The organism is Ochrobactrum sp. A-1 (assembly GCF_022488005.1).
Taxonomy (GTDB): domain Bacteria; phylum Pseudomonadota; class Alphaproteobacteria; order Rhizobiales; family Rhizobiaceae; genus Brucella.
In genome coordinates, this window is sequence record NZ_JAKVQC010000003.1 from 455,785 (window position 1) to 469,930 (window position 14,146).

A 14,146-nucleotide genomic window follows, 5' to 3' on the forward strand; every position below is an offset into this window, starting at 1 on the left:
CGATCAAGGTGGTGCGGATATACTGGCCAGCGGCTGCATAAGTCAAGCGTCTCGCAAGCCTGTTTCCAAAGAGATTTCTATCTTTCCCTTGATAGCTCTCGCCCCAAAAAGAAAAACGGCAACCACCCATCGATGATTGCCGTTCTGTTTCGATGTGGAAAAGACTTCAGAGCGCTGCGAGACGCGAACCTGCCGTCTTGTCGAATGCTTTCTGCAGTCCCGAATCTCGGTCGTAGACATCGCCGTAGTAATGGACTTTCCCGTCCGCTTCCGGCCATGCAGTGAAATAGGAAATAAAGACAGGCACGGGTTCCTTGACCTTGATGCCGCGCTCATTCTTTCCGAAATATTTTTCGAGATCCGTCACCGATGTTCCAAGAACAGCCGCCGCCATGTCACGTGGACGCTCCAGACGGATGCAGCCATGGCTGAGGGCGCGCATGTCGCGGCTAAAATAGGATTTGGCCGGCGTGTCATGCATGTAGATATCATGCGTGTTCGGGAACAGAATCTTGAGTTCGCCCAGTGCGTTGTCGAGGCTCGGCTTCTGGCGGATACCGACATGGGCCTTGCCTGCGGCAACCGCGCTCCAGTTGACGGTGCTTGCCGAAACCTTCTTGCCGTCTGCGTAGACTTCATAGCCATTGCGGTCGAGATAACTCGTATCGCGCATGACCTTGGGCAGCATCTCGTTCAGGATGATCGAACGTGGCACGCCCCAGGACGGATTGAAAACGACTGTCTGGACCTTGTTGTAGAAGAAGTAGGTCTGATGGGTCGGCGAGCCGATAACCACATTCATGGCCAGCTTTTCTTTTCCGTCCTCGAAATATTCGGCACGGTAAGCCGGCTGATTGACCATCACGTAGCGCGTGCCAAAATCATGCGGCAGCCAGCGCAGACGTTCCATGGAATAAAGGATGCGGTCGCGCTTGATGGATGACTGCTCGCCCTGAAGGGCTGAAACCGTATTGCGGCCAATGATACCATCGGGTGTGCCACCGGAAAGCTTCTGGTAGTCCTTGATGGCTGCAACCAGTTCCGGATCGTAGACGTCGCCGCTCGCATGGGCATCCAGCACTTGCTTGTGCTGTGCCAGATAGCTGGCGGGCGCGTGTCTCGAAATCAGCGCAACCACCTTGCTGAGCTGGTCATTGATATCGCCCGGCTTGATGATGCCATTCAGCGAGATGCGGACTGGTTCGGCAGACGGCGGCTCGGTATTCGCCAACTCGCGCTTCAATGCTGCATATTGCTCATTGCTCGGCTGGAAACCATGCAGATAGGCAGCCGGATCGTTTTCCGATGCCAGCTTCTCGAGAACAGCATTCGGATCGACGCGGTTGCGTGGCAGATCGTGGAAGCCGCTGAGGCGGTCGGCGATGACACGTCCTTCGCCTGCATCAATGGCATAGCGCAGCGCGCGGGCAGACATGCGAATTTCAAACTCGGCAAGCTTCTGCTGGCGTTCAGCTTCCGCAGTAGTGTCGAAGCTGTCAGCCGGAATCGTGACTGCATATTCATCGGGATTGAGCCCGTCCTCATCGGCGCGAGCAAAGAAGGCCGCGACATTCTTGGCGCGGTCGAGCACCTTGTCATCGGCCGACCACATGAAGGAACGCTGACTTGAGTAATAATCGACGATTGCCTGAGCGATCTCTTTCTCGGCTTTGACATTGACGGATTTTAGATAATTCGCCGCCGCATCGAATGCCCGCTCGCCCGGTGTTTCTTCCCGAAGCTGCGGGCGGATCGGCGACATACCCGATGTCAGCGGGTCGACGGTGGTGGGTTCGGTGGCTGCAGTTACCTGCATATCGAGCGCGCTGAAATCGATATTGACCAGAGAATCCGGCTTATAGTCGTAAATCTGCGGTCCCTTCACGGTCACGCGCTGGACTGGCGGGAGGCTGCGCACAGCAGCACGAGGGGCAGAGACAGCATTCGGCGCTGCAGGAGCGCGGGGAGCGACTTGCGGCTGGACCGGCTGGGCTGGTTGCACCTGCTGTTGGCGACGTTGCTGGAAAAATTCCATCAGCGAATTTGCGGCCTGAGCCTGCGCCATCGGGAGAAACACCGAAGCTGCCAGAGCTATCGCGGCTGCGCGGCGGATATTTTGTCCGCGCGCGGCGTTGCTCATCTGATCCATCTGCGAGTGTCTGGAAAACTGCATTTCAAACCGCCAAAGTTGATGCGTTCGCTCAAAAGCGAATCCGTCCGAATCTCACCCGTAGAATTTACCAATCTCGTATAGAAACTTTTAACGCTATTGTTTCCTGAAGCAATTTTCTGATTTGCGTTTATCACAATTGTTTGAGGCATCTTCTCGGGAGGCAAATCCGGAATGCCTTAATGAACAATGTGACGCAGTGGCATCCACCCCGCATCGCGCTAAAAGCCCCACAGACTATGGTTCCTAAGCTCTTCTTCGGAACTTCGATCAACATATCGCGCGAGCCGGAAACAATGACGACCTCCGGCTGGCGTAGCTGGCAAGCAAGCGAGGTACCGCGATGGCAGAAGCAAGCGCCGCCGATCTTTTCCCTCTTGGTGAAGACGACACCCCTTACCGCAAGCTGACTTCCGATCATGTCTCTGTCGATACGTTCAAGGGACAGGAAGTCCTGACCGTCGATCCGGAAGGGCTTCGACTGCTTTCGGAAGCGGCCTTTGCCGATATCAATCATCTGCTGCGCCCCGGACACCTGCAGCAGCTCGCCCATATTCTCGAAGACCCCGAAGCAACGGACAATGACCGTTTCGTCGCCTACGATCTTCTGAAGAACGCCAATATTGCCGCTGGCGGTGTTCTGCCGATGTGTCAGGATACCGGAACGGCCATCATCATGGGCAAGAAGGGCCGTCGCGTCTGGACCGAAGGTGGTGACGCCGATGCGCTGGGCGCCGGTGTGCTGGACGCCTACAACAAGAAGAACCTGCGTTATTCGCAGCTGGCGCCGCTTTCTATGTTCGAGGAAAAAAACACCAAGAACAATCTGCCTGCGCAGATCGACATCTATGAAGAAGGCGAAGACGCCTACAAGTTCCTTTTCGTTGCCAAGGGCGGCGGTTCGGCGAACAAGACATTCCTCTATCAAGGAACACCTTCTCTTCTGACGCACGACCGCATGATCGACTTCCTCAAGGACAAGATCCTGAGCCTCGGCACAGCCGCCTGCCCGCCTTACCATCTGGCAATCGTCATCGGCGGCACTTCAGCTGAAATGAACCTGAAGACGGTCAAGCTCGCCTCGACGCGTTATCTGGACAGCCTGCCGACCGAGGGTTCCGAAACCGGACACGCTTTCCGTGACCTCGAAATGGAAGCTGAAATCCATAGACTGACGCAGTCTCTCGGCGTCGGCGCCCAGTTCGGCGGCAAATATTTCTGTCATGACGTCCGAGTCATTCGCTTGCCGCGCCATGGCGCTTCGCTGCCAATCGGCATCGGTGTTTCCTGTTCGGCGGATCGTCAGGCCAAGGGCAAGATCACCAAAGACGGCATTTTTCTGGAAAAGCTGGAAACCAACCCAGCCAAGTACATGCCGGATATCGACGAGGAAAAACTGTCGTCGCATGTGGTCAAGATCGACCTCAACCAGCCGATGCAGGACATTCTCAAGGAATTGTCGAAACATCCGGTCAAGACGCGCCTGTCGCTCTCCGGTCCAATCATCGTGGCGCGCGATCTGGCCCATGCCAAAATTCGCGAGAGGCTTGAAAACGGCGAAGCCATGCCGGATTATTTCAAGAACCACCCGATCTATTATGCAGGCCCGGCCAAGACGCCTGCCGGTTACGCCTCCGGCTCATTCGGACCTACTACGGCAGGCCGCATGGATTCCTATGTGGACCAATTCCAATCCTTCGGTGGCTCCATGGTGATGCTCGCCAAGGGCAACCGTTCGCGTCAGGTGCGCGAAGCCTGCGGTCAGCATGGCGGGTTCTATCTGGGTTCCATCGGCGGTCCGGCTGCCCGTCTGGCACAGGATTGCATCAAGAAGGTCGAGGTCGTCGAATATCCGGAACTCGGCATGGAAGCGATCTGGCGTATCGAAGTGGAAGATTTCCCGGCCTTCATCGTCATCGATGACAAGGGCAATGACTTCTTCAAGGAACTCAATCTGGGTTAAAGCATTTCCAGCAAAAGTGCGAAGCGGTTTTGCGTAGGATAATGCGACGAAACAAACACTTAGAGCGCAGATCTGATTGAATCAGATCTGCGCTCTAAGCAAATAAAAGGGCGGCGCAAGCCGCCCTTTCTGTTTCAGGCATTTGTGCCGCCATCAATGGTGAGCTTAGCTCCAGATACGAAACGCCCCTCGGGGCTGGCAAGCCAGGCCACCAGACTTGCAATATCATCAGGCGAACCGAAACTGCCGGTTGCGATAAGCTCGCGTTGCTGTTCGGCATGTTCCCCAGCCGCCGGATTCATATCCGTATCGGTGGAGCCGGGTTGAACGACATTGACCGTGACGCCCTTTGGGCCGAGGTCACGCGCCAGACCTTTCGTCAAACCGATCAGCGCCGCCTTGCTTGCCGCATAAAGGCTGATGCCCGGCCACGGCACGCTTTCGGCGAGGTTTGAGCCGATGGTGATGACGCGTCCGCCGGCGCCGAGGTGTGGTGTGGCCGCTGAAACGGCGGCAAAGACAGCCCGGAAGTTGACAGCCATAACCTCGTCGAAGTCGGCAAGCGTGACCTCTTCCAGCGGTGCTGCATGCCAGATACCAGCACTGTTGACCAATATATCCAGACGACCGAAATCCTTGACCGTTTTCTCGATTGCCGCCGTAATCTGGCTCGCGTCGCGATTGTCAGCCCTCAGCGCGAGAGCCTTGCCACCATTGGCTACGATTTCGGAAACCACGGCTTCGGCTTTTTCCTTGCCGTTCACATAAGTGATGACAACTGCCGCACCATTTTTCGCGAGACGGTGTGCAATCGCAGCACCGATGCCGCGACTGCCGCCGGTGACGAAGGCAACCTTTCCGTTCAAAGCTTCCGCTGACATACCATTTCCTTTCTGTATCGATTGATACATAATTGCTGACAGGCTTGCGCATAACCGTCAAGAGATTTATTTAGTGATCGATACAGAAAGGTTCAGACGTGGCGGAAAAAGGACGACCCCGCAGCTTCAACCGTGAAACAGCGCTTCGTGCTGCCATGCTTATATTCTGGGAAAAAGGCTTCGACGGATCGTCGTTGGCCGATCTGACGACGGCTATGCGCATCAATGCGCCAAGCCTTTATGCGGCATTCGGAAGCAAGGAAGAGCTCTATCTTCAAGCCCTCACTCTCTATGCTGGTGAAATCGGCGTTGAAATCTGGTCGGCATTGGATGAAACGCCGGATGTTCACGCGGCTTTCGAGCGCTTTCTGCTTGCCACGATAGATGCCTATTGTGAGGAATCCGTGCCCCGAGGCTGCATGATTGCGCTGGATGCGCTGCATCGGACGCAGTCAAGCGACAAGGTTTGCGGCGTGCTGCGCAATCACCGCCAAACTAATATCGAAACCCTGAAAAAGCGGCTCGAGCGCGGCATTCGTGATGGAGATATTCCCGCATCCGTCAATTGTGAAGCGGTCGCAACCTTTTACGCGACTGTCCAGAACGGCATGTCCATTCTCGCGCGTGATGGCGGAACGCGCGAAGATCTCACAGCAACGGCATTGGGCGCCATGGCTGCCTGGGAGAAACTGGTTTTCCCAAACGCATAATCACGCAACTAGCCTTAACCTCGGGGTATCATCAAGATAGTCCGCCACGAGCGATACCACTTCGGCGCTCGCGATGATGCGGCGATGCCCAAGGCCATCCGCCCAGTGCACCTTGACATGTGAGCCTGCCTTACCGGCCATTTCCGCGCAGATGGCGGGCACTTCCTTGTCATCATGGGCATGGATAACCAGCGTTGGAATGGTCATGCGCCGCAAATGAACATCGGTGTCGAAATCCGTGATCGGGCGCGCCGCCATATAACGGACTTGTTCCTTCATTGCGTTGCGCACATCACGACCGAGCCCAAGCACTTTGCCGAAACCGTCAAAGACGCCTGCCATGGAGTGCGGGGAAGCAATAGTCACCAGCTTTGCCGGGCGATGTGACTGGTAGCACCCGAGAGAACCCGCTGCGGCATTGACGATGACCGCACCGCCGAATGAGTGACCGATCATCGCATCGAACGGACCATACTGGCGCCACGCAACATCAACGGCGGCGATTGCCTGTAACATGTTGAGGGTGCGGCCTGCCGATGCGCCATGCCCCGGCAGGTCGATGGAAACAACTCGTTCGCCACGCGCAACAAGCTCGCGAATGATCGTCATCATATCCGCAGTGCGTGATCCCCAGCCATGGACGACGAGCGACGTTCTTCCCACGTAGGTGTCCGGTTCGAACAGATAGGTGGCGATAAGTCCGCGATCTATAATCAGATCGAGCCGCTTTGCCTGGTTGAGTTCATTGCTCGCCTGCTCAAGCCGCGCGGCATAGGCCTTGGTCTTCGGCTTGCGGCTTGGCGTTCGACAGAAAATCCTGAATGCTGCACGACCTGCCTTATCGGCATCAATGCGCCCGAGCACACCCAGGCCGAATCGCGTAACCTGCAAAGAAAACGACGTCATGACAGGGCCTCAATTATGTTCAATCCTGAACAAATAATTGTACAAGAATGAACAAAATGCAAGACAAGACTCAAAAATTGCCATGGGACAATCCGCGTTTCAAGAACTGGATTGCCGTTGCACGTGCCGGCAAGGCGGTGGAACGCGCCCTCGCCCAGGGGCTGTCGGCCTTCGACCTCAAGATCGCCGATCTCGATGTGCTGATGAATATTTACCGCCATCCCGGTGAATCCCAGCACGATCTTGCGCGGCGCATTCTCGTCGGGCGTTCGAACATTACCATGTTGCTGCCGAAGCTCGAAAAGCGCGGCTTGCTGGTGCGCGAGGGCGACCCGGCAGACAAGCGCGTGATGCGACTAACGCTAACCGCCAAGGGCGAAAAGCTTCTGGGACATGCGCTGACGATCTATACCGACCTGATCGACCGCGTCATGGCGCAATCGACGAACGCACAGTGCAACGCGATGGGCGATGTGATGCGACGCATATCGGAAATGCTGGAGAAAGAATGACCGGCAGGTGGGATCAACGATCCCGCTTCAGACCTTTTTCGGCAAGCTCATCGAGATAGGTTTGCCATAAGGTGTCCTTCTCCGTGCCGAGCTTGTGAAGATAGGTCCACGAAAACAGGCCGGTATCGTGCATATCGTCAAACGTTATGCGGACTGCGTAATTGCCGACTGGCTCCATCTTCATGATTTCGACATTTCGCTTGCCACCGACCGTTATGCGCTGTTCCGGCGAATGCCCCTGCACTTCTGCCGAAGGCGACAGAACACGCAACAGCTCGGCGGTCAGCTCGAATTTCTGGCCATCATCGAACACCACAGTCAGCAGTTTGCGATCGTACGAAACACGCAACTCAGTCGGCCAGACCTCACTCATCACCATTCTCCAGCTTGGTTCTTTGCCAGCTTTTGATAGGCCCCGCGTTAAAATATCGCAATAGTCGCGGGTATTATTGAAAGAGCTTCGCGCGCGTGAAACTGGACATTGAGGCTCGCAGATCCTATTTCTAGTCAGACGACGCGGATATTCCTCCGCATCCTGTGGAAACAACGGCTTAATGATGTACACAAACGAAGCCCGGCCACTTGTTTCCCCGACTGGACCCATGATTGATCCTTTCGGGCGTGCCATTACCTATCTTCGCGTTTCAGTGACGGATCGCTGTGATTTCCGCTGCACCTATTGCATGGCGGAACATATGACGTTCCTGCCCAAGAAGGACCTGCTGACGCTTGAGGAACTGGACCGGCTCTGCACCGCCTTTATCGAAAAGGGTGTCAGGAAACTGCGCCTGACCGGTGGCGAACCATTGGTGCGCAAGAATATCATGCACCTGATACGGCAGCTTTCGCGTCATCTGAAATCAGGTGCGCTGGATGAATTGACTCTCACCACGAACGGATCGCAGCTTTCGCGCTTTGCCGAAGAACTCGCGGGATGCGGGATACGGCGTATCAACGTCTCGTTGGATACGCTTGATCCTGAAAAATTTCATCAGATTACCCGCTGGGGCGACCTCGCTCGCGTTCTTGAGGGCATTGAAGCTGCGCAGCGCGCCGGTATCCACGTCAAGATCAATGCGGTCGCGTTGAAGGATTTCAATGACCGCGAAATTCCCGAGCTGATACGCTGGGCCCATGGTCGCGGCATGGACATGACCCTCATCGAGACAATGCCGATGGGTGAAATCGAGTTTGACCGCACCGATCAGTATCTGCCACTCTCGCAGGTGCGCGAGGACCTCTCGCAGCAATTCACGCTATCCGACATTCCTTACCGCACCGGTGGCCCTGCCCGCTATGTGACGATCGCCGAAACGGGTGGTCGGCTCGGTTTCATCACACCGATGACGCATAATTTCTGCGAAAGCTGCAACCGCGTCCGGCTTACCTGCACCGGCATGCTCTATATGTGCCTCGGCCAGAACGACGATGCAGATCTTCGCAAGGCCCTGCGGGAAAGCGAAAGCGATCTGCTGCTCACCCAGGCCATTGATGAAGCTATTTCGCGCAAGCCGAAAGGCCACGATTTCATCATTGACCGCGATCACAATCGCCCGGCAGTCGCTCGCCACATGAGTCTTACCGGCGGCTGAGCCGTTTATACTTAAAAAATCTAATGGACTGAAATAATTGTCGCGAGATCGACTTTAAAACGGTATGCAGTTGCAAGGCTTAGTGCCTAAACTGGATTCTGTATCGTGCCGCAGTCAGCAAATTTTCGCGCAAGTATTTTCATGCTTCTCGCCATGGGAACTTTTACCATCGGCGATACGATCACAAAATACCTCCTGACCGAGATGAACAGCGGACAGTACATGCTGATCCGAGGTATATTCGCAACGGTTCTGATCGGTTTGCTGGCCTGGCGCCATGGCGCATTGCGCAGTCTTTCGCTTGAAAAGATGACCGTCTTGCGCGTTGCTGGGGAAGTTGTGGCCACCGTCACCTATATTTATTCATTGGGCCATCTCTCACAGGCATTCTGTTCGGCTGTCTTTCAGGCAACACCGCTCGTCGTAACGCTGGGAGCTGCACTCTTCCTCAAGGAGAAAGTGGGCTGGCGCCGCTGGTCCTGTATTCTTGTCGGCCTTGTCGGGGTTCTCATCATCATCCGACCGGGAACAGATGGCGCTGCAAGCCTTGTTGCCATTGCAGTCCTTCTTGCCAGCGTAGGTTTTGCCGCCACGCGGGACATTGCCACCCGCCGGGTGCCCAAACATGTGCCTACGCTCTTTCTCTCCTCTGTGACGTCGATTGCCATAACGCTGACCGGCGGTGTACTGACGGCTCCTTTAGGCGGGTGGCAGCCTGTTGGAATAACCGTAATTGGTGCTGCAGCCGTAGCGGCAGTTCTCCTTCTCGTCGGATATCACTTCATCATTCTTGCCATGCGCGAGGGTGAGGTGTCGTTCGTGTCGCCGTTCCGCTATTCCAGCCTGCTATGGGCAATCGGCCTCAGCACGCTGGTTTTTGGCGAAGCGCCTGACATGTATACGATAGCAGGATCGATTCTGGTGGTCGGGAGCGGCGTCTATATGGTTTATCGCGAGAATGTGCTGAAGAAGCGGGAGCGCAACAAGAGTACGCTTGCGACGATCCCGACCGGCGTGGAACCATCATGATTGCAGGCACCATCATTGCTGGCGGACTTTCAAGCCGAATGCAGGAAGGCGGCGTTGCGGGTGACAAATTCCTTCAGCCGCTAGGCAGCACTGGCACCATCATTTCCCATGTCGTCAGAAGGATCAAACCGCAGGTCGACGCTCTAGTCATCAATGCGAATAGCGATGATCCCCGCTTGACTGATCTCTGCGTGCCGGTGATCAAGGACCTGCCAACGAAGCACGGCGGTCCGCTGGTCGGTATTCTGACTGCGCTGACGCAGGCGCAAGGAGCCCCGGTGCTGCTGACGACAGCTGCGGATACGCCATTCCTGCCCCATGATCTTGCTCGCCGCCTTCTTTCACGTCGGAACGAAACCGGAGCGCGCGTCGTTCTCGCCAGTTCCCGTAACCGGGTCCATCCAATTTTTGGCCTGTGGGAGACAGGGCTGGCCGACGAACTTGCAGCCTGGCTCGCTAGCACCAGCAGAGCCAGCGTCTTCGCATTTGCCGAGCAGATCGGGTTTGAGACGGTCGATTTTCCGCTTGCGTTCGTTGGCGATAGCCCGGAAACATATGATCCGTTCTTCAATATCAACCGGCCCGACGACCTCGTCGCCGCCCGAATACTGGCTGAGGTAATGGAATGAACCAGAAACTGTTCGGCATCACCGGCTGGAAAAACTCCGGCAAGACGACGATGACCGAACGTCTGGTCGCATGTCTTACGGCACGCGGATACCGCATCGCCACCATCAAGCACGCTCATCATAATTTCGATATCGACCATGAAGGCACCGATTCCTGGCGTCATAGAAAGGCCGGAGCAGCAGAGGTGGCTATCGTCTCGTCGCAACGCTACGCAATCATGCACGAAGGCTTGGGCGAGGAAGAGCCTTCCCTATGGGAGATTGCGGCCAAGCTGGCACCTTGCGATCTGATTCTTGTCGAAGGCTACAAGCGCGAGACGCACAAGAAAATCGAACTGCGTCGCGAGGGTGGCCATGCCGGACCACCTCTCTCGACCGACGATCCTGCTATTGTCGCCATTGCCAGCGACCAGCCGCAACCCGGCGAAAACGTGCCGGTGTTCGGCATTGACGATATCGAGCAAATAGTCGATTTCATCGAAGGTGAGATGGGCCTTTGAGAGACTCCCTATAATTACCCTATTTTACGACACAATTCCCCATACTCTGGCAAGTATCTGCTGAAAACGCCGAGAAATCCACCTTTGGGACACACAATTTAATTACGCAGACCATCTTGCCAATCGTCTCAAAATGGTGGGAATATCGTTGTCAGATTTGATGGTGGGGATGGAAGCGCGAAAAAATATTGCGCATGATCGGCTCAACCATCTATTGGTAGTGGCCGGGGGAAATCACTACCAAACGTGCAATTTAAAGTTTCACGGTCGTGACTACCCCTTAAGCGGCTGAACCAGAAGAAATAATCAGGGAACCAGCCAGAACAAAACGAGAGGACTAAAAATGCGCGTATTCAAGCGTATCGCCGCTGCGGCATCTGTTGCTGCGCTGGCAATCACAATCGGCAGCATGACTGCCGGTGTTGCAAATGCAGAAGAGCAACTCAAGCTCAAGATCGGCACCGAAGGCGCCTATCCTCCCTTCAACTTCATCAAGCCGGACGGCACCCTCTCGGGCTTCGACGTCGATATTGCCAAGGCGCTTTGCGATGAAATGAAGGCGCAGTGCGAATTCGTCACCCAGGAATGGGACGGCGCTATTCCCGCCCTTCAGGCCGGCAAGTTCGATGCCTTCATCGCCTCCATGTCCATCACGGACGAGCGCAAGAAGCAGGTCGACTTCTCCAACAAATATTACAACACGCCTCCCGGCATTGCCGCTCCGAAGGACACCGACATCAAGGGTGTGACCAAGGAAGACCTCGCTGGCAAGACCATTGGCGTTCAGGTTTCCACGACGCACGCCAACTACTCGGAAAAGACCTTTACCGACAGCACGATCAAGGCTTATCCGACCGCTGAGGAATACCGTCTCGATCTCGCCAATGGCCGTCTCGACGCCGTCAACGACGATAGCGTGACACTGGCCGAGTGGCTCAAGACGCCGGATGGCGCATGCTGCAAGATGGTCGGCACCTTCCCGCCAGTTATCGAAATCCATGGTCCGGGCGCTGGCGTTGCCTTCAAGAAGGGCCGCCCGGAGCTGGTTGAAAAGTTCAATGCAGCCATCAAGGCGATCCGCGCGAACGGCAAGTACAAGGAAGTCAACGACAAGTACTTTGACTTCGATGCCTACGGCGCCGAAAATTAATCAAAACTGACACCTATGCGCCGGTTTGCTTTCCCGCAAGTCGGCGCAAAACATTTGTACGGGCATGCCGCACAAAGCCTTGCCGGGCCGATCCTCGCAGGCGATAAAAACATAGGCAAATGCCTTTAGGAAAAAGAATAGGCGCATGGAACATTACGCCACTTTGTTGAGTTTCGGTCCCGACGGTTGGGGCGCAAGTATTGCGTGGGGCCTTTTGGTTACCGTCTCACTGGCTCTCGCAACACTTCCCGTCGGCCTTGCCTTGGGGTTTCTGGTCGCCATCGGCAAACAATCTAGCGAACCGTCGATACGGCTGGCCGCGAACATCTACACCACGATCTTCCGTGGCCTGCCTGAGCTTCTCACGCTCTTTCTTGTTTATTTCGGTGCTTCCCTTGGGTTGCAGCGGCTTTTGAGCCTGTTTGGCATCGAGGCCAACGTCGAAATCAATGCGTTCGGCGCAGGTATGGTTGCGCTGGGTTTCGTCTTCTCATCCTATTCGAGTGAAGTCTTCCTTTCGGCATTCCGCGCGATCCCGCGCGGGCAATATGAAGGCGGATATGCGGTTGGCCTGTCGCACTGGCAGACCATGCGCAAGGTCATCCTGCCCCAGCTGATCCGCATCGCCCTGCCCGGCCTTGCCAATCTGTGGCTGGTGCTGCTCAAGGATACGTCGCTGGTCTCGGTCATTACGTTGTCCGATATTCTGCGGCAGACCTCCATCGCGGCACGCGTAACCAAGGAGCCATTCCTATTTTTCGGCGTAGCCTGCCTGCTCTATCTGGTTCTCGCAATCATCTCCTCCTACTTCATCGATCGCATTGCCCGCTGGGCTGATGCCGGTGGCAACCGCTCGCGAGGTGCATGATATGAATCAGACGGTTTCCAATACTACAAATGACGTGATGGCTCCGCCGCCTGTGATAAAGCAATGGACGCGTATGCGCATCGCTGGCCATATCATCGTCGCTCTCTGGTTCCTTCTATTCGCTGGTCTTGCGATCTATCTCTACAATGCATGGCGTATCGATCTGTTTGAGACCTATGGGCCACGCTACTGGTCGGGGCTTCTGATAACACTGAAACTGGTTGCCGTATCGATTGTCATAGGCGCCCTGCTCTCGCTGCCGATCACGGCAGCGCGCATGTCCAACAATCGGTGGCTGCGCGGAATAGCTTTCGGCTATGTCTATTTCTTCCGCGGCACGCCGCTGCTGGCGCAGACATTCCTTATCTATTACGGCTTTGGTACTTTCCGTCCGTTTCTTGAAAGCATCGGGCTCTGGGTGTTTTTCCGCGATGCGTGGAATTGTGCCATTCTGGCGTTTTCACTCAACACGGCGGCTTATCAGGCTGAAATCCTGCGCGGCGCTATCCAAAGCGTGGCTCAGGGCCAATGGGAGGGCGCTGCGGCACTTGGTATTTCCAAGCGCGTAACCTTCTGGAAGGTTATTCTTCCGCAGGCACTTATCGTGGCATTGCGTCCTTACGGCAATGAAATCATCCTGATGATCAAGGGGTCAGCTATCGTGGCTATCATCACCGTGCTCGATCTTATGGGTGAAACACGCCGTGCTTATTCGCGGACATTCGACTTCCAGACTTATCTCTGGGCTGCGGTCATCTATTTGCTGATTGTTGAATGCCTGCGGCACATCTGGGACTTCCTTGAGCGACGCCTCACCCGGCATCTCGTTCGCTAGAAACCCCTGAACCGCAAAAACTCAAAATATCGCCCTCGGCAGCCTTGCGGCTTCCGGGGGCGATCTGTTTAGAATGCAGCTTCTAACAGTAATGTAACAGGTTGAGTCATGTTGAAAATCTGGGGTCGTATCAATTCCACAAATGTGAAAAAGGCGCTCTGGACAGCGCGCGAACTTAATCTCGACTATGAACAGATCAATCTCGGCGGCCAGTTTGGTGGATTGAAAGACCCGGCCTATCTCGCCCGCAATCCGAATGGGCTGATCCCCTTGCTGGAAGACGGCGACACGGTGCTGTGGGAATCCAACACCATCACGCGTTATCTTGCAGCGGCTTACGGTAAGGGGACGCTGTGGATCGAAAACCCGGCCAAGCGTGCGCAGGCTATAGCGCGACAATC

Annotated in this window: 14 protein-coding genes and 1 pseudogene; 11 read left to right on the forward strand and 4 right to left on the reverse strand. The window is 55.6% G+C overall.

From position 1 onward, the window contains the following. Positions 1–166: 166 nt before the first annotated feature. Positions 167–2,149, reverse strand: a complete 1,983-nt coding sequence (locus MKS82_RS03915; protein WP_235969100.1) for a L,D-transpeptidase family protein — start codon at positions 2,147–2,149, stop codon at positions 167–169. 364 nt (positions 2,150–2,513) lie between these two features. On the opposite strand from MKS82_RS03915, the gene MKS82_RS03920 reads away from it, so the two are divergent. Next, on the forward strand, positions 2,514–4,133 hold the full coding sequence (locus MKS82_RS03920) for a fumarate hydratase (RefSeq protein ID WP_109988191.1): 1,620 nt from the start codon (positions 2,514–2,516) through the stop codon (positions 4,131–4,133). A 134-nt stretch (positions 4,134–4,267) separates the two neighbouring features. Here the strand turns inward: MKS82_RS03920 and MKS82_RS03925 are convergent, their stop codons facing one another. Beyond that, positions 4,268–5,014, reverse strand: a complete 747-nt coding sequence (locus MKS82_RS03925; RefSeq protein ID WP_109988192.1) for a 3-oxoacyl-ACP reductase family protein — start codon at positions 5,012–5,014, stop codon at positions 4,268–4,270. A 98-nt stretch (positions 5,015–5,112) separates the two neighbouring features. On the opposite strand from MKS82_RS03925, the gene MKS82_RS03930 reads away from it, so the two are divergent. Beyond that, on the forward strand, positions 5,113–5,724 hold the full coding sequence (locus tag MKS82_RS03930) for a TetR/AcrR family transcriptional regulator (RefSeq protein WP_109988193.1): 612 nt from the start codon (positions 5,113–5,115) through the stop codon (positions 5,722–5,724). Here MKS82_RS03930 and MKS82_RS03935 read toward each other — a convergent pair whose 3' ends face one another. Next, complete coding sequence (locus MKS82_RS03935) at positions 5,725–6,630, reverse strand: alpha/beta fold hydrolase (protein WP_109988194.1); 906 nt, start codon at positions 6,628–6,630, stop codon at positions 5,725–5,727. A gap of 47 nt (positions 6,631–6,677) precedes the next feature. Between MKS82_RS03935 and MKS82_RS03940 the strand changes: the two genes are divergently transcribed. Continuing rightward, a complete protein-coding gene (locus tag MKS82_RS03940; protein ID WP_061346363.1) occupies positions 6,678–7,142 on the forward strand; it encodes a MarR family winged helix-turn-helix transcriptional regulator in 465 nt (154 codons plus the stop codon). 13 nt (positions 7,143–7,155) lie between these two features. On the opposite strand, the gene MKS82_RS03945 is transcribed toward MKS82_RS03940, so the two are convergent. Then, positions 7,156–7,515 (reverse strand): gamma-butyrobetaine hydroxylase-like domain-containing protein, encoded by a 360-nt coding sequence (locus tag MKS82_RS03945; protein WP_109988195.1) that lies wholly within the window; start codon positions 7,513–7,515, stop codon positions 7,156–7,158. A gap of 229 nt (positions 7,516–7,744) precedes the next feature. Here MKS82_RS03945 and moaA point away from each other — a divergent pair, with 229 nt between their 5' ends. The 8 genes and pseudogenes from moaA to MKS82_RS03985 all read left to right on the forward strand — a co-directional run. After that, complete coding sequence (gene moaA / locus MKS82_RS03950; RefSeq protein WP_235969097.1) at positions 7,745–8,734, forward strand: GTP 3',8-cyclase MoaA; 990 nt, start codon at positions 7,745–7,747, stop codon at positions 8,732–8,734. A 141-nt stretch (positions 8,735–8,875) separates the two neighbouring features. Further along, positions 8,876–9,763, forward strand: a complete 888-nt coding sequence (locus MKS82_RS03955) for a DMT family transporter (RefSeq protein WP_109988197.1) — start codon at positions 8,876–8,878, stop codon at positions 9,761–9,763. After that, positions 9,760–10,392: a molybdenum cofactor guanylyltransferase gene (mobA, locus tag MKS82_RS03960; protein ID WP_109988198.1), complete on the forward strand. Its 633-nt coding sequence runs from the start codon at positions 9,760–9,762 to the stop codon at positions 10,390–10,392. Before MKS82_RS03955 ends, mobA begins: the two co-directional genes overlap by 4 nt. Continuing rightward, positions 10,389–10,892 carry a molybdopterin-guanine dinucleotide biosynthesis protein B gene (gene mobB, locus MKS82_RS03965; protein ID WP_109988199.1) on the forward strand — a complete coding sequence of 168 codons (504 nt, stop codon included), beginning with the start codon at positions 10,389–10,391 and terminating at the stop codon, positions 10,890–10,892. The genes mobA and mobB overlap by 4 nt, the downstream gene beginning before the upstream one ends. Positions 10,893–11,235: 343 nt before the next feature. After that, positions 11,236–12,042, forward strand: a complete 807-nt coding sequence (locus MKS82_RS03970; RefSeq protein WP_109988200.1) for an ABC transporter substrate-binding protein — start codon at positions 11,236–11,238, stop codon at positions 12,040–12,042. A gap of 145 nt (positions 12,043–12,187) precedes the next feature. Beyond that, complete coding sequence (locus MKS82_RS03975) at positions 12,188–12,910, forward strand: ABC transporter permease (protein WP_109988201.1); 723 nt, start codon at positions 12,188–12,190, stop codon at positions 12,908–12,910. A 1-nt stretch (position 12,911) separates the two neighbouring features. Next, positions 12,912–13,745, forward strand: a complete 834-nt coding sequence (locus tag MKS82_RS03980) for an ABC transporter permease (protein ID WP_109988202.1) — start codon at positions 12,912–12,914, stop codon at positions 13,743–13,745. Between the two features lie 108 nt (positions 13,746–13,853). Next, positions 13,854–14,132 (forward strand): annotated as a pseudogene (locus tag MKS82_RS03985) (glutathione S-transferase N-terminal domain-containing protein); the annotation flags it as partial. Positions 14,133–14,146: the final 14 nt, after the last annotated feature.